The following is a 19,869-nucleotide window of genomic DNA, read 5'->3' as shown; positions in this document are numbered from 1 at the left end:
TTCGGGGGAGGACTGAAGTACCTTGTGTACCCGCGGGCAACGCACGAGCGGCCGCCGCCCGCGGGCCGGGCATCCTCCGGTCGATCCGCCCCGCTCCTGACCGGTAGGGACCCGATGTCCGACGAAGCCCGCACCGAGGCCGCACCCGAAGCCACCCAACCAGCCGTGACCCGATCCGAGCGTCTGGACCGGCTCCCGTTCACCCGGCTGCACGGCAAGCTGCTCGGTGGCTCCGGCATCGGCTGGGCCCTTGACGCCATGGACGTCGGGCTCATCTCCTTCATCCTGGCCGCGCTCGCCACCGAGTGGAACCTGAGCCAGGCGCAGGTCTCCTGGGTCGCGTCGGTCGGGTTCGTCGGCATGGCGATCGGCGCGAGCGTCGGCGGGCTGCTCGCCGACCGGATCGGCCGCCGGCAGGTGTTCGCCCTGACCCTGCTCGTCTACGGCCTCGCCACCGGCGCGTCCGCGCTCGCCGGCGGCCTCGCCGCACTGATCGTGCTGCGCTTCATCGTCGGATTGGGTCTGGGCTCGGAGCTTCCAGTCGCGTCCACCCTGGTCAGCGAGTACGCCCCGAGGAAGATCCGCGGCCGGGTCGTGGTGATCCTCGAGGCGTTCTGGGCGGTGGGCTGGATCGCCGCCGCACTGATCGGGTACTTCGTGGTGCCGCTGGAGAACGGGTGGCGCTGGGCGTTCCTGATCGGGATGGTCCCGGCCGCGTACGCCCTCGTCGTGCGCCGCGCCCTGCCCGAGTCGGTCCGGTTCCTCGAGCGCAAGGGCCGCACCGACGAGGCCGAGACCGCCGTGCGCCGGTTCGAGGAGGCCGCGGGCGTCGCGGCGGTGCCGTCGCCGCCCGCAGAGCCCGAACCTGCCCCGCCGCACTGGCGTGAGCTCTGGACCGCCCGGTTCCGCCGCCGCACGCTCGCCCTCTGGGTGGCCTGGTTCGGCGTGAACTTCGCCTACTACGGGGCGTTCATCTGGCTGCCGTCACTCCTGGTGGCGCAGGGCTTCACGCTCGTAAAGTCCTTCGAGTACACGCTGATCATCACCCTGGCGCAGATCCCGGGGTATGCCCTCGCCGCGTTCCTGATCGAGAAGTGGGGACGACGCGCCACTCTCGCCACCTTCCTCGCCGGCTCGGCGGTCGCCGCGGTGCTGTTCGGCCAGGCGGACACGGTCGCCGGGATCATCGCGGCCGGCATGGCGTTGTCCGCGTTCAACCTCGGTGCGTGGGGTGCCCTGTACGCCGTCACGCCCGAGGTCTACCCGACGGCGCTGCGCGGCACGGGTGCGGGCGCCGCCGCAGCCTTCGGACGGATCGCGTCGATCGTGGCGCCGCTGTGCGTGCCGGTGCTGATCGCCACCGGTGGCTCACCGCTCGCGTTCGGGGTGTTCGGGGTCGCGTTCGTGGTGGCGATGGTGGGTTCATTGTTCCTGCCGGACCTGACCGGCGTCGCGCTCGAGGAGACCTGACCCGGCGCGCGACGGCTGAACAGCTTCCCGAACACGGCGTGCCAGTGACCCGTCCGGCGGATCAGCAGATGCGTCGGCACCTGCAGCGCGGCGATGGTGACGAACGTCAGGACGACGTCCAGGCTCGGCACCAACGCCACCGGCAGCGACTGGGACATGACGATCCGGATGATCGCGTCCAGCATCACCATCGATCCCCAGAGGACGGTGATCTGCCGCCAGGCCCGCCGGAAGGCGGGGTCGGCGTCCCAGAGCCGGTCCAGCACCGGCGCCATCCCGGGCAGCACCTCGCGGGTCACCACGAACGTGATCGGCCGGGGCAGGGCGAGCGTCACGAACGTCCACAGGCTCAGCGGCGCGCTCACCCACGCGTTGCGAACGAGCAGCTGCCGGGGGTCGTCCGTGGCCACGCCGACCACGAAGCCGGCCACCATCCCGAGCAGGACGAGCACCCCGAGCGGGTCGACGGTGCGGGCCCGCACGAGGCTCACGACGGAGCTGGCGGCCGGCGGGACCATGCCTGCGATCAGTGCAGGCAGCTCGCCGACACCGAGCGCGAGCAGGCCGTGGAAGAGCACGAGCGGCGCGGCCACGTCGAGCAGCAGGCGGGACGCACGTCCGAGACGCTGCCGAAGATTCTTCCTCATGCCCTCCAGGCTCGTCCGCGGCAGGTTCGACGCGCTGCGGCCGAGCGGCTACCGCCGACCCGACGGGAGGCGGCGGCGACATCTACTTTCGGAGGTGGTCCACCCGATCGCCGCCGACTGCACACACTGGCGGTAGGACCGAACCGGCCCCGGGCCGGCTACTGGTTGAGCCACTCGAGGTAGAACAGTCCGACGCCGACCGCGACGAAGAGCGCCGCGATCAGCCAGAACCGCACGACGACGGTGACCTCGGCCCAGCCCTTGAGCTCGAAGTGATGGTGCAACGGACTCATCAGGAAGACGCGTCGACCCTGGCCGTACCGCCATTTCGTGACCTTGAACCAGACCCGCTGGATGATGACCGAGCCTGTCACGGTGAGGAACAGGCCGCCGATGAGCACGAGCAGCAGTTCGGTGCGGCTGAGGATCGCGAGCGCCGCGAGGGCGCCGCCGAGCCCGAGCGAGCCAGTGTCGCCCATGATGATCTGCGCGGGGTGCGTGTTCCACCACAGGAAGCCGAACAGCGCGCCGGCGATCGCAGCGGCGATGATCGCGAGGTCGAGCGGATCTCGCACCTCGTAGCACTTGCCCTCGACGACGTCATCGAGATTGCTCTTGTAGCACCACTGGTTGAACTGCCAGAAGCCGATGACGATGTAGGCCGAGAGCGAGAAGATCGAGGCTCCGGTCGCGAGACCGTCCAGGCCGTCGACCACGTTGACTGCGTTGCCCGCGCTCACGATGATCAGGGTCACCCAGATGGCGAACAGGATGCCGCCGACCACGGTGCCGAAGACCGCGAGGTCCAGCCAGCCGACATCGCGAACGAACGAGATCATCGTCGATGCGGGTGTCAGCCCGTTCGCGTCGGGGAAGTTCAGCGCGAGTGCGGCGAAGCCGGCCGCCACCAGCACCATGCCGGCGATCTTCGACCAGCCGCCGAGGCCGAGGCTGCGCTGCCGTCGCGTCTTGAGGAAGTCGTCGACGAACCCCACGAGGCCGAGTCCCACCATGAGGTAGATGACGAGCAGCCCGGAGAGCGTGACGGCCTGGCTGGTGATCAGGTGCGCGAGGAGGTATCCGATCACCGATCCGAGGATGAAGATGATGCCGCCCATCGTGGGCGTGCCTCGCTTGATGTGGTGCGACTGCGGTCCATCGGCTCGGATGAACTGACCCCAGCCCAACCAGGTGAAGAGCCTGATGAACAGCGGGGTCAGGAAGAGCGTGAAGGCCAGGGAGAGGCCACCCCCGACCAGCAGGGTGATCACTGGCTGACCCCCGCGATGCGGTTCCCGAGGCAGCGGAGGCCCGACGAACCCGATGACGTCACGAACACAACGGCATCCCCTGATACACCACTGGCGAAGCCTAAGCCGCGTCGGCAACTGCAACGAGCATCGACTCGCCGCCTACGAAATCTCGCGATGCCCGTGGGTGTGCGCCCGAGCCCGTCGCTCAGGCGGGCGTTCCGTAGACCTGGACCTCCCCGAGCTGCATCAGGTAGCCGTCAGCCGCGGGCTGCGCGAGTTTCAGCTCGGTGCCCACGACCCGCAGGTAGGCCGCGGTGGTGGGCGTCTCGAGGGTGATGGTGCGCGGTTCGGCGCTGACCGCGACGTCATCGGCCACCTCGGCGACCACGGTCCAGGTGACGCCGTCCACGGACGTCTCGATCCGGTAGTCGGTCGGGAACCCGCGGCCGGCGTTCGCCTGGTCCGTAGCGGCGTTGCGCGGGTGGATCACGACCTCCTCGACGGCGTACGGCCCGCCGAGGTAGACGGCCACCCATTCGGAGTCGGTGGGCGAGGTGTTCGTGCCGACCTGCGACGTCCAGCCGTTCGTGGTGGCGGTCGGACCGAACTGACCGTCGTTCACGAATGTGCTGGACCAGCCCCACTGTGCGGCCTCGGTCGAGCTGGATACCCCCACGGGGCGCGCCTGCGCCAGGTCCTTGCCCTCATACCAAGGGGTCTCCGGGACGGTGTCGTCGAAGGCCTCGGGGGCGGGCAACGAACCGTCGTCGGAGTAGACCTCGATCTCGGCGAGCTCGAGTGCGGCCGCACCGGTCCGGGTGCTGTGCTCGCCGATGACCATCCGCACATACTGGGCGCGCACCGAACGGAACGTGAGGCTCGGCACCGGCACGGACGCCGTCGGTGGTTCGAGGTCCGCCTCGGCCACCGTCCGCCACTGAAGCCCATCGGTGGAGACCTGGACGGTCGCCGTCTCCGGGAACGCCAGGCCGTAGCCGAACACGCCCCCGGCCGGGTACAGGTCCACGCGGTTGAACCGGCGCTCCGCGCGCAGGTCCAGCGTGAGCGTGCTGGGTTCGCCCTCGACGATCTCGGTGGCGCGCCAGCCTTGGCTGCTCGGGGTCGAGAAGCGCTCACCGTCGGTGAGCTTGTCCATGTACCAACCGTTCGCCCCTTCGGAGGAGGCTGCGGTCACATCCGCGTTCGCGGCCAGATTCAGCGGCACGGCTGGGGCCGGAGCCATGTAGCGGAGGTCATCCGGCAGTGCGAGCAGCACGGCGTCCCCCGCTGCGAGGTCGAGGGCGAACCTGCCGTTCCTGGCGAACAGCGGCTGGGACGATCCGTCCTCGCGGCTGATGACCTCCAGGTCGCGAACCCCACCGCGCAGGCGCAGCTCGACCTGCTGCTCGCTGGTGAAGTCGTTGTTCACCACCATGAGGTACTGGCGCCCCGTCTCGGAGTCGACCATGCGGGAGACGATCACGTTGTCGTCGTCGGCGAAGCGAGCGATGAATCCGTCCGGGATCGCCGCCTGCCCGAACAGGTCGGGTCCGTGCAGGTAGACCTCTGCGGCGTCCAGGTCCATCAGGGTGGGTCCGAGGGCGTGCACCTCGGCGTTCAGGTCGCTGACCGGCTGGTACAGATCGGTGGGTGTGCCGTCCGGCGCGATGATCGCGTCGGTGAACGTCTCCGGCCGCCCGGTGGGGGTGAACCACGTGAAGTAGGACAGCTGCGTGTAGCCGTAGGCGAGCGCCGCGTTCACCTCGTACCGGATCTCCGCGGCGTTCGTGCGCCGGAACCCGGCCGGATTGCCGTTCGCGTCGACCCGTCCGATGGACTGGATGTACAGCCCGGTGGGCACGTCGTTCTCGAGTCCCTCGACGCGCATGGCGTCCATGTTGTCCAGCATCGAGGCGTAGTCCAACGAGTTCGCGGCGTCACCGAACGGGTACCGGTCGTACATCAGGTAGTCGAGCTCGTCGGTGAGTGCCAGTTCGGCGAAGTCGTCGACCTGGCTCTGGTAGGTGGCGCGGTCCGGGTAGGCGAACATCGGCAGGAAGTTGAGGTACGGGTAGAGCCAGTCCGCCTCATCCTTGACGGCCTGGTGCACGCGGCCGTAGGCGTTCGCGTTGTACGGCTCGTCCCGTAGATAGAAGCCACCCACGCCGGGCACGTTCTCGTACTCGGCGACGATGTCGCGGATCTCCTGATCGGTCAGGGACAGGGACTCGTTGAGCCGGGGGTCCGAGACCCCCACGAGCATGCCGCGCTCGGCGGCCAGGGTGGCCATCTGCAGGTTGATCGCCCGGCCCTGCAGGTCGGTGGAGTCGACGTTCTGGACGTAGTCGACACCGGCGTCGGCGAGGTAGTCGTACTGCTCCGCCGTCGTGTGCTGCGCGGTCGGCGGCCAGAACGCCGAGATCATGAACTCGGCATCGGTGTCGACCCGCTCGGCGATGACGGTGACCGGGATGGTCACCGTCGCCCCGCCGTCGCCGGTCGCGGAGACGGTGGTGGAGCCGAGGGCCACCCCAGTGACCAGCCCGGCGGCGTCGACGCCCGCCACGGACGGATCCGCCGAGGTCCACGTGAAGGCGCCCGGGTCCGTGGGAACGCCGTTGCGGCGAGGAGTCAGCTGGTCGGTGTCGCCCGGGAGCAGTTCGAGGGCCGGCTTGTCGAGTTCGACGAGCACGCCCGAGCTGGTGCCGTACACCGCGAACTCGGCCAGCTGGACCAGGTAGCCGTCACGGCCCGCGGGCTCGGCACGGCGAGTGGCGAGAACCCGGATGTACCGGCCCTCGGCGGCGTCGAGCTCGAGGACCTGGGCGGCGCCGACCGCGGTGTTCGCGGTGCTGGTGGCGACGGTCGTCCAGGTGCTCGCGTCGTCGGAGACCTGCACCTGGTAGTCCACGGGGAAGTTCTGACCGTCGTTCGCCCCGTCCATCCGCGGCCACAGCGCCACGCTGGCGATGGTGCTCTCCGCGAGGAGGTCCAGCTGCACCCACGCCGGCGTGGTCGCCGTTGCCGTGTTGCCGATCGGGTTCGTGGTCCAGCCGTAGGGCAGGGTGGCGGTGCCGATCCGGCCATCGTTGACGAAGGACGTGGCCCAGCCCTCGTTCGACATCTCGTACGAGGAGGAGGACGCGGCGGGCTTGCCCTCGGCGAGATTCACCAGGCCGTCCGGAAGGTTCGGGTCCACGTCGAAGATGTCGATGTCCGCCGCGTGTGCCGGCTGGGGCGTGACGGCGAGACCGAAGGTCAGGACCGCACCGAGAACCACGGCGAGGCCACGTCTTGTCCGGGTGTGAAGTGCCATGGCAGAACCTCCGAGTGTGCACATCGACGTGCTGGGGCCCGACCCTATCTGAATCGACTCAACCCCGGTCAAGGGCTGCGCGCGTTCCCGTTCGCGAGGACGTGGGGTCAGGGCGCGGGCGGGGGCACACGTGCATTGACCCCGTCCCCGATCTGCGCCACTGTGTGCCACACCAGAGATCTGTTCGGTGTTCGTGTCGCGATGTGGCGGCGCGATCCAGCACGAGGGGCATCCGATCGTGACGTTGTTCTCAGGACTTGGCCGCACCGTCGTGGGCTTCGTCGGTGCGGTGGCACTGATCGGCCCGCTTGCGGTGGTCGCGAGCGTTCCGGCCAGGGCGGACGAGGCCCCGCGGGACGTCGCGCTCGACGGCGTCGCAGTGGCATCGTCGGAGTTCCCCGATCCGGCGCGGTTCGCGGCCGCCCACGTGAACGACGGCGATCCGTCCACCCGGTGGGGTTCGGACTACGCGCACGGCGAGGAGGAGCCGGGGTACCCGCCGAGCGATCACGACCCGACGAACGACTGGATCACCGTCGAGCTCGCACAGCCGAGCACCGTACACAGCGTGGTGTTCGAGTGGGAGGCGGCGTACGCACGACAGTACGAGATCCAGGTCTCCGACGACGGGCTGGCCTGGCAGACCGTGGCAGCCCTCGCCGGGCATCAGGGGCGGCAGGAGGTGGTGCTCGACGTCGCCGACCCGGTCGGCTTCGTGCGGATGCAGGGCAGGGAGGCGTCCGCATGGGGCTACTCCATGTTCTCCTTCGAGATCTGGGACGCCGCCGCCTCGAGCGAGGAGCCGGACCCCACCGGTTGGGACCACGGCATCGACATCGCCCCCGAGGGCATCGCCACGGCCTCCTCGGTCTACACCGGCGACCCGGCTCGTTTCGCGGCGGCCAACGCCAACGACCGGAACTCGGCGTCGCGCTGGGGCACCGACTACGCGCGTACCAATCCGGCGGAGCCCCCACCGAGCGACCATGACCCGAGCAGCGACTGGATCCAGATCGCGCTCGCCGAGCCGTCCCCGGTGTGGAGCGTGGTGCTCGACTGGGAGACGGCCCGGCCCGCCCTCTTCGAGCTCCAGACCTCGACCGACGGGCTGACCTGGACGACCGTGCGGGAGGTGTCCGGCCCGCCCGGCGGACGCACCGAGTACCGGCTCGGCCTCGAGGAGCCGGTCTCGCACGTTCGCATGCAGGGCATCGCGACCGCCACCACGTTCGGGTACTCGTTGTGGAGCTTCGAGGTCTGGTCCGGACCCCAGGCCCCGCCCGAGCCGGGCGGGACGATCCTGCCCGCCCCGGTCTCGCAGACCCGGATCGATGGCGAACCCTTCACGCTCACCGACCGGACCCGGATCGCGATCGGGGCCGAGGCGGCTCGTGCGGAGGCGGAACTGCTCGCCGAGCGGCTACGCCCCGCCACCGGTCACGACCTGCCGATCGTTCTCGAGGAGCCCGCGGCCGGTGACATCAGTCTGGTGCTCGACGCCGAGGAAGGCCCCACGGACACCGAGCTCGCAGTGGCCGAGGGGTACACGTTGACGGCCTCCGCGATCGGCGTGCGCGTCGCCGCGGCCACCACCACGGGCCTCTTCAACGGCGCGCAGACCCTCGTGCAGCTCCTCCCGGCCGAGATCGCCGGCGAGGTGGTGCGCCCCGGCCCGTGGCAGATCGAGGCAACCCGGATCGTCGACTACCCGCGGTTCTCGCACCGCGGGGTGATGCTGGACCCGGCGCGCAACTTCATCGAGGTCGACGGCGTGCTGGGCATCATCGATGCCCTCGCCGCGCTGAAGGGCAACCGCCTGCACATGCACCTCTCGGACGACCAGGGGTGGCGGATCGAGATCCCGTCGTGGCCGCTCCTGACGGAGATCGGCGGTTCGATGTCGATGCCCGGCGGACGCTCAGGGTTCTACACCCAGGAGCAGTTCGCTCAGATCGTGGCCTACGCCGACGCCCGGCACATCGAGGTGATCCCCGAGATCGACCTTCCGGGCCACTCCACGGCGGCGATCGCCTCCTACCCGGAACTCTCCTGCGGGTCGTCCAACACGGTGTGCACGACCTCTGCCGTGGTGGACGGCTTCATCAATGACGTGATCGGCACTATCGCCCCGATGGTGAACACTGACCTGTTCCACATCGGCGGCGACGAGTCCATCTCGGGTCAGCCCTACATCGACTTCATCACCAAGCTCGAGGGCTTCGTGATGGACCACGAGCTGCGCATGGTCGGCTGGACGCCGCTACCGATGGCCGGCCTGGACCCGACGTCGGTGCACCAGTACTGGCGGGACCAGAGCCTGGAGATGACGCCGGAGTGGTTCGCCGGCGGCAACGACGTCATCCTCTCACCGACCTCGAAGGTCTACCTGGACTACCCCTACCCGACCCACACCGCCTACAGCACGCACGACTGGGACCCGAGCAACGTCATCGACGACTACCGGAACCTGTCCCTGCAGTCGTTCGGGCTGGACGACGACGACATCATCGGGATCGAGGGCCCGGCGTGGGGCGAGAACAACAGCGGCGGCGCGGTGGACACCGAGCACAAGGTCTTCCCCCGACTCGCCTCGATCCTGGACCTGGCCTGGTCGCCGCAGGAACTGACGGCCGATTCCCGCTCCTTCCTCGACCGCCTGGCGGTGCAGGGCAGCAGATGGCAGTTCGCCGGCACGAACTTCTGGCCGGACCCGAACGTCGCCTGGACCACCTCGATGGTCGGCACCAGCCACGTCATCGACGACGACCTCACCGTCGGCGGATCGCTGGCCACCGTCGCCTCGCCCACGGTGCGCGTGGAGAGCCTGACCGCGACCGTCGACTGGGGCGACGGAACGGTCTCCGAGGGATCCCTGACCGGTACGTCGGCCGCGGGCAAGGTGGGCAACTCCGTCTACGAGGTGACCGGTGCGCACACCTATGCCGACGCCGGCACACGGGTCGGCACGGTCACCGTCTCCGGCCCGGCCGGGCAGACCTGGACCGCCTCGTTCATCGTCGGTCCACCCGCGGACGACTCCCGCACGTTCGCCGAGCACAGCCTGGAATACCTCGCCCAGGTGGACGCCTACGTGGCCGAGGGGCGGCTCGACCCCGGTAGCGCCGACCAGTTGCACGCCGCGGTGGCACGGGTGCTGCGGCACCAGGAGGCCGGCCGGATCACGAGGATGCACCAGGAGCTCGACCGGCTGGAGGCCATGATCGCCAGGCAACAGCGCCACGTCGACGATCCGGACGTGTGGACCTATCTCTGGGAGGAAGGACAGGCTCTGATCGAGACCGGCCTCGAGGACGGCTGAGGGGCGTCCCGGGCGGCCCGAGCAAGAACGGTCGGGCGCAACTGCCCCGACCCGTCGCACACTGGATCACATGACCGAGAACGGACGCGACCGCCTGCGCGAACTGCTCGACGCGGTGCTCGACGACGACCACACGGACCTGCGGGACATGGCCGCGGGCGCGTTCTCCTCGCCGTGGCACTTCAGCCGCCAGCTCAGCCGCGGCACCGGCGAGTCCCCGGTGGCGCTGCGGCGACGGGTCATCCTGGAGCGGGCCGCGTGGCGCCTCAGCCATGGCGACACCGTGACGGACACCGCGTGGGCGGCCGGCTACGACTCCGTCGACGGGTTCAGTCGCGCGTTCGCGCGGGCCTATGGCTACCCACCCAGCACCGTCGGCGAGAACGGCGACGCAACCCCCGCCGTCGGGCATCACGAGCAGCCGGGCTCCCGACCGGCGACCGGGCGCGCCGTGGCGAGCACGCACTGGCTGCCCGCGCCGAACGGCATCCACTTCCACCCGCCCACCAACCTGTGGGTGAGCGGGACCGAGACGCCCGCGCCGGACGGCGCGCTGACGGCGCACCTGGTGCGCCACGACGTCGACGACACCCGCCAGCTGTTGCGGCTCGCCGCGGACCTGGACGACGACGCCTACCGGCGGGTCCGGTGGCCGGGGCTGACGGTGCTGTCCTGGGACGGGCCGGAGGAGTCGATCGCCGCCGTGCTCGAGCACCACATCTGGACCAAGGAGGTCTGGCTCGCCTCGATCGAGGGCCGGGACTTCCCGGACCGGGGCGCGGACGATCCGGCGACGCTGTCGGACCGGCACGAGCGCGCCGCCGGACGGTGGCTGGACGCGGTCCGGGACATCCAGCGGCGCGGCGCCTGGGACGACCGGCTCATCGACGCCCTCTGCGAACCACCCGAGAGCTTCGTGCTGAGCAGCGTCATCGCCCACGTGCTCACCTACGCCGCGCATCGCCGCCTGCTGGTGCGCCACCTCCTGCGCGACGCCGGCGCCGACCCAGGCGAGGGCGACCCGATCGACTGGCTGCGCGGACCGAACCCGACCCCCACCGAGGAGAACCGATGACCCGCACCGTCTACTACACCGCGACCACACTTGACGGCTTCATCGCCACCCCCGAGCACTCCCTCGACTGGCTGCTCACCCGCGACATCGACAACACCGGCCCGATGAACTACGACGAGTTCATCGCGAAGGTCGGGGCGATCGCGATGGGCGCCTCGACCTACGCCTGGATCGAGGAGCACGCACCCGGCGGCTGGGAGTACACGATGCCCGCGTGGGTGTTCGCGCACCGGGACTTCCCGCCCCGCACCGACGGCGCCGATGTCACCTTCACCTCCGAGCCCGTGCCGCAGGTGCACGCCCGGATGGTCGCCGCGGCCGCCGGGAAGGACGTCTGGATCGTGGGCGGCGGCGACCTCGCCGGACAGTTCGCCGACCACGGCCTGCTCGACGAGATGATCGTCTCCTACGCCCCGGTGACGATCGGCGCCGGTGCGCCCCTGCTCCCCCGTCACGTCGAGTTCCGGCTCGAGGAACTGGCACGCAACCGCGAGTTCGCGTGTGCGCGGTTCACGGTGGTGCCCGACGGCGAGTGAGGGCTCGGGCGATCGGGTCGCCTCACGGGTCGGTCATGTCGCGTGACCCGTCTGATAGATACGTGGGATGCGCCCGACGCTGAGAACCCCACGGATGACGCTGACGCCGATGCGGATCGAACACCTGCCGCACCTCGTCGAGCTCGACGGTGACCCCGAGGTGATGCGCCACCTCATCGGCCGGGCGCGCACGCCGCAGGAGGCGCGAGAGACCTGGGCCCCCGTGTGCGCGAGCACCGCGGCCGACGCCCATGGGCTCGGCCACTGGGTCGGGTTCACCGACGGCGAGTTCTTGGGTTGGTGGGACGCCGCACCGCCCGAACCACTGACGAAGGCGCCGACGACGGCGGAGGTCGGGTGGCGTCTTCGGCGAGAGTTCTGGGGTCGCGGCCTGGCCACGGAAGGCGCGCGGGCCGTCGTCGAGCACTGTTTCGGGACAGTCGGTCTCGAGTCCGTGACCGCCGAGACGATGGCGGTGAACCTGGCCAGCCGTGGCGTGATGCGCAAGCTCGGCATGAGGCATGTGCGCACCGAGGTGCGCGAGTGGGACGAGCCGCTGCCCGGTACGGAGCAGGGCGAGGTCAGCTACGAGCTGCACCGCGCGCACTGGCGCCGTTAGGACGCGTCAGGCGCGCTCGGGAACCAGGTCGAGCTCCGCCGTCGTGCTCACGTCCGAGTCCTGATGGACCGGTGCCGCGCCGCGGCGGGCCGAGGGGCGGCCGTGGGTGAGGTAGAGGGGCAGCCCCGTCAGCAGCAGTCCGCCGACGAGGTTGCCGAGGACCGTTGGGATCTCGTTCCAGATCAGGTAGTCCATGATCGTGAACTGCCCGCCGAGGAGCAGGCCGGACGGGAACAGGAACATGTTGACGATCGAGTGCTCGAACGCCATGAAGAAGAACAGCATGACCGGCATCCACATGACGATCGCCTTGCCCGGCACGTCCTTGGCGACCATCGCGCCGATGACCCCCATCGAGACCATCCAGTTGCACAGCATGCCGCGCACGAACAGGGTCAGCATGCCGGACGCTCCGTGCTCCGCGTACCCGACGGTCCGCCCCTCACCGATGTGGCCGATCGCCTGACCGACCTCGTTCGGCGGGGTGTCGAACCCGTAGGTGACGACGATCGCCATCATCACCGCGACGGCGAACGCCCCGAGGAAGTTGCCCACGAACACGAGTCCCCAGTTGCGCAGCACGCCCCGCACCGTGATGCCGGGCCGCTTGTCGAGCCAGGCGAGCGGGCCGAGCACGAACATGCCGGTGAGCAGGTCGTACCCGAGTAGGTACAGCAGGATGAAGCCCACCGGGAACAGCACGGCGCCGAGGATGGCGTGGCCGGTCGTCACGGTGACCGTGACGGCGAAGGCGGCGGCGATCGCGAGGATCGCGCCGCCCATCGTGGACCGGACCAGCGTGTCGCGGGCGGAGAGGAGCACCTTGCTGGCACCTGCGTCGATGATCGTCGGGACGAGCTGAGCTGGCTTGACGTAGGACATGTGGCACGGCTCCGTGGATCGGACGGTGGAGGTCTGCTGCCGCTGGTACGGCGTCCCCGACGCTACGAGCGCACCGTTTCATCAGCGTGTCTGCGCCTACCCGGTCTCGTTACGGTCTTCGCTCAGCCGGTCGGTACCCACTGTGAGAACGCGCGTCGGAGTGGCACCATCGGAGCATGCGTGAGCCCGCGACGACGCCGGCCCGGGTGGAGGACATCCACGCGGCCGCCCTTGCGATGCCGTTCGTCACGGTCGAGTCCGCCGGGCAGAATCCGGTGTACCAGGTGGGTGGGAAGTCGTTCGTGTTCTTCCGCAACCCGCGCAAGGACGCGTTCGACCCGGCCACCGGGGAGCTCTACGACGACGTCATCGTCATCTGGGTCAGCGACGAGGCAGACCGGGTCGCGCTGGTGCAGGACGAGACGCGGCCGTTCTTCACGACGCCCCACTTCAACGGCCATCCCTCGGTGTTGATCCGTGCGACCCACGTGGGCCAGGTGTCACGCGAGGAGATCACCGAACTCGTCCGGGACGCCTGGCTCGGCCGGGCCTCACGCCGGCGCGCCAAGGAGTGGCTCGCGCAGCACGCGCCCGGCCCCGAGCCCCACTGACAGGCTCTCGGCGCGAGTCGCCGATCACACGCGGCTGGGAACAGTGCGTCCGGGAGTCCGGAGCCAGCGTCCCGGTGCCCGGCTGGCCGACCAGACGAGCGCGCCGGCCGCGAGGAGCGTGCCGAGCAGCGCCACGACGTGCAGGCCCAGCGCGGCCGGCCCGCGCTCCGGAAGCAGGAATCCGTAGGGCACCCAGCCGTCCGTGACGCCGCGCACAAGGACGACGAGCAGCCACAGCAGTGGATAGGGAAGCACCAGCCAGAGCCGTCGCCAGGCGAGCGGTCCACGGTCCCCGACGAGGAGCCAGTCGAGCGCGATGGCGAGCGGGAACGCGAGGTGCAGGATCGCGCTCACCACGGGCGGGGCGGACCCCGTGCCCGGGATGAGGAGGTTGTAGATGACCGCGACGACGAGCAGACATGCGATCGCGACCCCACGCACGAGGGTGAGCCAGCCGGGGACCCGCCGTCCCGTGAGCACGACGATGCCGGTGCCGATCAGCACGAGACTCGTGAGCAGGTTGGTCTGGTTCGTGAAGTAGCCGAAGTAGTCGAAGGGACTGGTGCCGCCAACCTCGACCTGCACCGCGTATCCGTACACCAGTACGGCGGTGACCAGCAGGCCGGCGATCATCCGGACGATCGCGACGGGCACGGCCATGGTGTGGTTTACCCCGGACGCCATCACACCGCGCAGCCTAACGACCACGCCCCGCGGCCGGTCCGGCAAGTGGTCGCCGGGTCGATCAGGCGGCGGCGAGCTCGGACCGGACCGCGGGCAGCACGGCGGAGCCGAGCAGGTCGATGCCACCCGCGCCGGTGAGACCGTGCGGCGTGCCGAACTCCACCCTGTCGGCGCCCGCCTCCACCAGCTCCAGCGTGTGCGCGACGATCTGGGCCGGCGTCCCGGCGAGGGCGAACCGGTCCAGCAGGTCGTCGCTGAGCAGAGCGCCGGCATCGTCGGCACGATCCTGCGCGAGCAGGGCACGCAACCGCACCAGGAGCTCGTCCTCGATCCGCACCGTGGGGTCGAGCGCGGCGATCACGTCCACGTACATCGCCACCTCGCGACGGGCGATGCCCCGCGCGAGGTCGCCGTCAGTGTCGACCACGGTGACCGCTCCGGCGCAGACCGCGACCGCGCCCACGCCACGCCCGGCCGAGACGGCGGAGTCGTCCAGCCAGTGGCGCATCTGACGCACCATGTCCGGGTTGGCCGATCCGCCGATCTTCACCTCGTCGGCGATCCGGCCGGCCAGGGCGGCGCCGCGCGGACCCCAGACCCCGAGCAGCACGTCCACCGCCGGCCGGACCGGTTGATACTGCAGGGCGAAGCCGGGCTCGATCGCGAATACCTTCCCGGCATAGCCGGAGTCGTCGCCGGCGAGCAGCCGACGCACGATCTGCACGGTGTCCTCCAGGTGCGCGAGCGGCCGGTCCTGGCGCACGCCCACCTGCGACATCCAGGAGCCGCGTGCCAGGCCCAGGTAGGCGCGCCCACCGGAGGCCTCGTCGAGGGCGGCGATCTGCCCTGCGATCTCCACGGGATGGAGCAGGTACGGGTTCAGGCAGGACGGGCCCAGACGCACCGACTCGGTCACGTCCGCGGCGACCATCAGCGGGGCCATCGGCGGCTGATAGCCGAGGTCGGAGTACACCGAGAGCCCGTCGAAGCCGATCCCCTCCACGATCCGCGCCAACCGGGCGTACTCGACCGCGGTCTTGTCCGACTGCAGGGCGATGGTCAGCGACACGCTCACGTGAGTTCCTCCGTGGGGATGCTGCGTCGGCCGAGGCGTTCGATGCGCATGATCAGCCGCTCCTCCGGGTCCGGGCAGGCGACCTCGTCGCTCGCCAGCCAGTCGTCGGGGTCGACCGACCGCTGGGCGGCCGGCAGCAGCGGCAGCACCGCCGAGAGTGCATAGATGCAGAAGTGGCGCCCCTCCGGGATGGTCAGCCGGCTCGAGCAGGAGACGTCGAAGGAGTCCCCGGGAGCCAGTCCGCACACCGACCGACCCTCGATCCGATCCACCACCACCCGCAGATCACTCAACTCGGTCCGGCGCCCCGCCGCGGTCTTGCCGGCGCGGTCGCCCGTGTCGTCGCTCATCGCATCCTCCTGCTTCGAGCAAGCAGTATCCCCGATCGGTGGACGGCGACGACCCGGCGTTCCACGCCCGTGTAAGGTCCGTGGCCGAGCCGCGCGAGCTGGGTCGCGGCAGATCCGTCACGGCGAGGTACGAGGTCGAATCGATGAATGACGAGCCGGAACTGACGTTCCGCGGCGGCTGGATGATGGCATTCGTGCCCGTGGCGATCTTCCTGATCTTCTGCGTTCTCTACTTCGTGGTGCTCGACGCGTTCGACATGACCGCGCTGGCGACGGGCGGCTTCATCGCGCTCCTGATCGGTGCGCTCCTGGCCCGCAACTACGGCAAGTACTGGGACGCCGTCATGGCCGGGATCGGGACCCCGACGGCGGTCTCGATCGTCATGGTGCTGTTCATGGTCGGCATGCTCGGCCAGCTGATCAAGGACTCGAACGTCTCGGGCGGCTTCGTCTGGATCGCCGACCAGGCCGGTCTGAGCGGTGCCGCGCTGACCTTGTTCACGTTCCTGGCCTGCTGTCTGATCGCCATGGCCACCGGGTCCTCCATCGGCACCATGTTCACCGCGTTCCCGATCTTCTACCCGGCAGGCGTGCTCCTCGGCGCCGACCCGACGCTGCTGGCCGGCGCGATCGTCTCCGGCGCGATCTTCGGCGACAACCTCGCGCCGATCTCCGACACCACGATCATCTCCGCCTCCACGCAGCGCTTCCGCCGCAAGGACGGCGCCGCGGACATCGGCGGAGTCGTCACGAGCCGCGCCCGGTACGCGCTGGTGGCCGCGGGCGTCAGCGCCGTCGCCTATCTGGTCTTCGGGGGCACCGGCGCAGGTCCGGTGGACAGCGCCGACCTCGCCGAGGCGTCGGACGCACGCGGCCTGCTCATGCTGATCCCGATCGCCGTGCTGCTCGCCGTGTCGTTCTACACCCGGAACATCTTCCTGGCCGTGACGGTCGGACTGATCCTGGGGACGGCGACCGCGCTGCTCTCCGGGCTCCTGGAATTGTCCGGTGTGCTCGGGGTCGTCGACGGCGCCCCCACCGGTTACCTGGTGACCGGAGTCGCGTCGTTGCTGCCCACCGTCTGCCTGGTGATCTCCGTGTTCGGGATCATGGGCGTGCTCCGTGCCGGCGGCGTGCTGAGCCGGATTGTCGACGCGCTCGCCCGGGGGCGGCTGGCCGGCACCCCGCGTGGCGCCGAGACCGCGATCGGCCTCGGCGTGAGCGCCACGACGGTGCTCTTCGGCGGGGTGAACTCGGCCTCCATGCTCGCCTTCGGGCCGATCGCCGACGAGATCGGGGCGCGTCAGCAGCTCCACCCGTACCGGCGCACGAACGTGATGGACTGCTTCGCGATGGGCGTGTCCTGCGTGGTCCCGGTGTTCAGCGCGTTCCTGTTCATCGGTGCGCTCCTCACCGGCGGTCACGAGCAGGCACCGGCGCTGTCGACCGTGCAGCTGTTCGGAGCCACGTTCTACCCGTTGGTGCTCACGCTCGTGCTGATCGTTGCGGTGGCCACCGGCTGGGGACGGCGCTTCGAAGGGCCCGACGGCGTCGCGGTGCGGCAGCGCGAGGACGCCGCCCAGCCGGTGTCGGTCTGAAGCGAGCCAACGGTCGTAACCTGGTGCAATGGACCCAGACGATCAGCACAAGATGCGGTGGACGGACCTCTCCACGGGGCAGCAGGCAGCGCTCATCGGTGTCGCCGCGGTGGAGATCGGCCTGCTCGTGGCCGCACTCGTCGACCTGAAGCGACGGCCCGCGGATCAGGTCCGCGGCCCCAAGGGCGCCTGGGTGGCGGCGAGTTTCGTGAACTTCGTCGGCCCGATCAGCTACTTCGCCTTCGGCCGCAAGCGTTGAGCCGACTCCCGCTCGTCGGGAACGCGCCGGCGGCACGAGCCACGAGGACGCGCCGACCGCTGTCCACGGGTCGACCGGATCCTGGCCACCCCCGCGCTTGTCCGTAGGCTGCGTCCATGGGTTCAGGCACCACGGACGTCGCACTGATCGGCGCCGGCATCATGAGCGCGACACTTGGCACGCTGATCCAGCACCTCGAGCCGGACTGGTCGATCGAGATCTTCGAGTCCCTCGACGGGGCGGCCCAGGAGAGCTCGAACGCCTGGCACAACGCCGGCACCGGCCACGCCGGCTTCTGCGAGCTCGACTACGCGACCCCGCTGCCGGGTGGTGGCATCGATGTGTCGAAGTCCATCGCGATCAACGAGCAGTTCCACGTCACCCGCCAGCTCTGGTCCGCGCTCATCACCCGCGGCATCCTCCCGGCTGCGCCGGGTTTCGTGAACCCGACACCGCACCTGGCGTTCGTGACCGGCGCGGAGAACGTGGCCTACCTGCGGCAGTGGCACGACGCGCTCCGGACGGAGCCGCTGTTCGCGAACCTGCAGTTCAGTGACGACCCGGCACAGATCGGGGAGTGGTCCCGGGCACTCGTGGACGGCAGGGCGCCGGGTGAACCCGTCGCTGCGACCTACGAGGCGTCCGGAACCGACGTCGACTACGGCGCGCTGGCCCGCGCACTCATCGACGCCCTGGACGCGCGCGGCGCGAAGCTGAACCTGCGGAGCCGGGTCACCGACCTGCGCCGCGACGGCGACGGCTGGATGATCACGCACCGCACCCGGACCGGGATCGCCACCACGCCGGCCCGGTTCGTGTTCGTCGGTGCGGGCGGCGGCTCGCTGCGGCTCCTGCAGCGATCGGGGATCCCCGAGGCGAGCGGCTACGGCGGCTTCCCGGTGAGCGGGAAGTTCCTGCGGACCCGCACTCCCGAGGTCGTCGCGAGCCACCCCGTGAAGGCCTATGGCAAGGCCGAGAAGGGGGTGCCCGGGCTCGGCGCCCCGCACCTGGACCACCGCACCGTGGACGGCGAGGACTCGCTGCTCTTCGGTCCGTTCGCCGGATGGGACCCACGGTTCCTCAAGTCCGGGTCCCGCCTCGACCTGTTCCGGAGCATCCGTCCCGGCAACATCGGGCCGATGCTCACCGTGGCCAAGGACAACTTCGATCTCCTCAAGTACCTGATCCGTGAGATCACCGCCTCCCACGACAAGCAGATGCTGGCCCTGCGGGGCCTCATGCCCAGCGCCGTCGACGCCGACTGGGAGATGATCGACGCCGGCAAGCGGGTCCAGGTGATCGGCCGGGACGCCACCGGGCGAGGAGGCCTGCAGTTCGGCACCGAGCTCGTGATCTCCCCCGGGAACAACCTCGCCGGGCTGCTCGGTGCCTCACCCGGCGCCTCGACCGCGGTTCCGGTCATGATCCGGCTGCTGCAGGAGGCGTTCGGCGACCGGTACGACGGTTGGACGGGACCGCTGCGCGAGCTGGTGCCCTCCCTCGGACGGTCGATGAACACCGACGACGACTGGGCCCTGGAGATCCGGCGCGCCACCGCCGAGACCCTGGGACTGGCAGGCGCCTAGGGCCGGCGCCCGGGGCGCCCTGCGATACTCGTCGCCGTGACCGATCCCGACTGGCAGGCACGGCTCGCCACCCCTCGGTTCGTGCCGTACGCGGGTGCGGACATCCAGTACCGGTGGGGGGCTCCGCCCGAGGAACTCATCACCCGGTTGCACCTGGTCGCGATCACCCCTGCCGGACGCGTGTTGGTCTGCCACAGCATCGAGGGCTGGCGGTTCCTGCCCGGTGGCACCCGCGAGCCGGGCGAGTCGGTGCCCGAACTGGCGGGGCGGGAACTCCTCGAGGAGGCCGGTGCCGTGTTCCGGACCGAGCCGGTCACGTTCGCCGCCCACGCGGCGACCAGCCGACGGCCCCACCCCTACCGGCCGGACCAGCCGCACCCGCACGCCTACTGGGCCTACGCCGTCGGGCAGGTCGAGGTGACGGGACCACCCACCGACCCGGCGGACGGCGAGCACATCGTCGCCGTCAACGAACTCGACCCGGACACGGCGGTCGCCGAGCTCGAGACGCACGACGTGCTGCACGCCGACGTCCTGCGCGATGCGATCAGCCGCCGGCTGCTGGGCTGAGCGAACCCCGAGTCCCGCA

General features: G+C 70.2%; 16 protein-coding genes and 1 pseudogene. 10 read left to right on the top strand and 7 right to left on the bottom strand.

Features of this window, described 5'->3' with window-relative positions:
- The first annotated feature begins 114 nt into the window (after window positions 1–114).
- Entirely contained in the window at window positions 115–1,470 is a 1,356-nt protein-coding gene (locus tag GKS42_RS00490; RefSeq protein WP_154792051.1) for an MFS transporter, read from the top strand.
- An 89-nt stretch (window positions 1,471–1,559) separates the two neighbouring features.
- On the opposite strand, the pseudogene GKS42_RS26730 reads toward GKS42_RS00490, so the two are convergent.
- From GKS42_RS26730 to GKS42_RS00480, 3 genes and pseudogenes are all read right to left on the bottom strand, one after another.
- Window positions 1,560–2,117: pseudogene (locus GKS42_RS26730) on the bottom strand (VC0807 family protein); the annotation flags it as partial.
- A 158-nt stretch (window positions 2,118–2,275) separates the two neighbouring features.
- Window positions 2,276–3,388: a phospho-N-acetylmuramoyl-pentapeptide-transferase gene (gene mraY, locus GKS42_RS00485; RefSeq protein ID WP_154792050.1), complete on the bottom strand. Its 1,113-nt coding sequence runs from the start codon at window positions 3,386–3,388 to the stop codon at window positions 2,276–2,278.
- Window positions 3,389–3,575: 187 nt separating this feature from the next.
- Window positions 3,576–6,686: a discoidin domain-containing protein gene (locus tag GKS42_RS00480; protein ID WP_168217680.1), complete on the bottom strand. Its 3,111-nt coding sequence runs from the start codon at window positions 6,684–6,686 to the stop codon at window positions 3,576–3,578.
- A 238-nt stretch (window positions 6,687–6,924) separates the two neighbouring features.
- Between GKS42_RS00480 and GKS42_RS00475 the strand changes: the two genes are divergently transcribed.
- The 4 genes from GKS42_RS00475 to GKS42_RS00460 all read left to right on the top strand — a co-directional run bounded on the left by GKS42_RS00475 (window position 6,925) and on the right by GKS42_RS00460 (window position 12,235).
- The gene (locus GKS42_RS00475; RefSeq protein ID WP_154792048.1) at window positions 6,925–10,005 is read left to right on the top strand and encodes a family 20 glycosylhydrolase; all 3,081 of its coding nucleotides are present in this window, start codon (window positions 6,925–6,927) and stop codon (window positions 10,003–10,005) included.
- 70 nt (window positions 10,006–10,075) lie between these two features.
- Entirely contained in the window at window positions 10,076–11,080 is a 1,005-nt protein-coding gene (locus tag GKS42_RS00470) for a helix-turn-helix domain-containing protein (RefSeq protein WP_154792047.1), read from the top strand.
- Entirely contained in the window at window positions 11,077–11,616 is a 540-nt protein-coding gene (locus GKS42_RS00465; protein ID WP_154792046.1) for a dihydrofolate reductase family protein, read from the top strand. Before GKS42_RS00470 ends, GKS42_RS00465 begins: the two co-directional genes overlap by 4 nt.
- Before the next feature lie 67 nt (window positions 11,617–11,683).
- The gene (locus tag GKS42_RS00460; RefSeq protein ID WP_154792045.1) at window positions 11,684–12,235 is read left to right on the top strand and encodes a GNAT family N-acetyltransferase; all 552 of its coding nucleotides are present in this window, start codon (window positions 11,684–11,686) and stop codon (window positions 12,233–12,235) included.
- Window positions 12,236–12,241: 6 nt separating this feature from the next.
- Here the strand turns inward: GKS42_RS00460 and GKS42_RS00455 are convergent, their stop codons facing one another.
- On the bottom strand, window positions 12,242–13,117 hold the full coding sequence (locus tag GKS42_RS00455) for a formate/nitrite transporter family protein (protein ID WP_154792044.1): 876 nt from the start codon (window positions 13,115–13,117) through the stop codon (window positions 12,242–12,244).
- A gap of 176 nt (window positions 13,118–13,293) precedes the next feature.
- On the opposite strand from GKS42_RS00455, the gene GKS42_RS00450 reads away from it, so the two are divergent.
- On the top strand, window positions 13,294–13,728 hold the full coding sequence (locus GKS42_RS00450) for an MmcQ/YjbR family DNA-binding protein (RefSeq protein ID WP_154792043.1): 435 nt from the start codon (window positions 13,294–13,296) through the stop codon (window positions 13,726–13,728).
- Between the two features lie 24 nt (window positions 13,729–13,752).
- Here GKS42_RS00450 and GKS42_RS00445 read toward each other — a convergent pair whose 3' ends face one another.
- The 3 genes from GKS42_RS00445 to GKS42_RS00435 all read right to left on the bottom strand — a co-directional run bounded on the left by GKS42_RS00445 (window position 13,753) and on the right by GKS42_RS00435 (window position 15,837).
- Entirely contained in the window at window positions 13,753–14,412 is a 660-nt protein-coding gene (locus GKS42_RS00445; protein WP_154792042.1) for a Pr6Pr family membrane protein, read from the bottom strand.
- A 61-nt stretch (window positions 14,413–14,473) separates the two neighbouring features.
- Window positions 14,474–15,487 carry an LLM class flavin-dependent oxidoreductase gene (locus tag GKS42_RS00440; RefSeq protein WP_154792041.1) on the bottom strand — a complete coding sequence of 338 codons (1,014 nt, stop codon included), beginning with the start codon at window positions 15,485–15,487 and terminating at the stop codon, window positions 14,474–14,476.
- The gene (locus GKS42_RS00435) at window positions 15,484–15,837 is read right to left on the bottom strand and encodes a TIGR04076 family protein (RefSeq protein WP_154792040.1); all 354 of its coding nucleotides are present in this window, start codon (window positions 15,835–15,837) and stop codon (window positions 15,484–15,486) included. The genes GKS42_RS00440 and GKS42_RS00435 overlap by 4 nt, the downstream gene beginning before the upstream one ends.
- 143 nt (window positions 15,838–15,980) lie before the next feature.
- Here GKS42_RS00435 and GKS42_RS00430 point away from each other — a divergent pair, with 143 nt between their 5' ends.
- The 4 genes from GKS42_RS00430 to GKS42_RS00415 all read left to right on the top strand — a co-directional run bounded on the left by GKS42_RS00430 (window position 15,981) and on the right by GKS42_RS00415 (window position 19,850).
- A complete protein-coding gene (locus GKS42_RS00430; protein WP_154792039.1) occupies window positions 15,981–17,435 on the top strand; it encodes a Na+/H+ antiporter NhaC family protein in 1,455 nt (484 codons plus the stop codon).
- 28 nt (window positions 17,436–17,463) lie between these two features.
- Window positions 17,464–17,694 carry a PLD nuclease N-terminal domain-containing protein gene (locus GKS42_RS00425; RefSeq protein WP_154792038.1) on the top strand — a complete coding sequence of 77 codons (231 nt, stop codon included), beginning with the start codon at window positions 17,464–17,466 and terminating at the stop codon, window positions 17,692–17,694.
- Window positions 17,695–17,810: 116 nt separating this feature from the next.
- Window positions 17,811–19,280 carry a malate dehydrogenase (quinone) gene (gene mqo / locus GKS42_RS00420; RefSeq protein ID WP_154792037.1) on the top strand — a complete coding sequence of 490 codons (1,470 nt, stop codon included), beginning with the start codon at window positions 17,811–17,813 and terminating at the stop codon, window positions 19,278–19,280.
- Window positions 19,281–19,316: 36 nt separating this feature from the next.
- Complete coding sequence (locus GKS42_RS00415) at window positions 19,317–19,850, top strand: NUDIX domain-containing protein (protein WP_168217679.1); 534 nt, start codon at window positions 19,317–19,319, stop codon at window positions 19,848–19,850.
- Window positions 19,851–19,869 lie beyond the last annotated feature (19 nt).

Source organism: Occultella kanbiaonis (assembly GCF_009708215.1).
Classification (GTDB): domain Bacteria; phylum Actinomycetota; class Actinomycetes; order Actinomycetales; family Beutenbergiaceae; genus Occultella; species Occultella kanbiaonis.
Note: the sequence above shows the minus strand (reverse complement) of the source record. Positions and strands in the feature narration are given on the sequence as shown.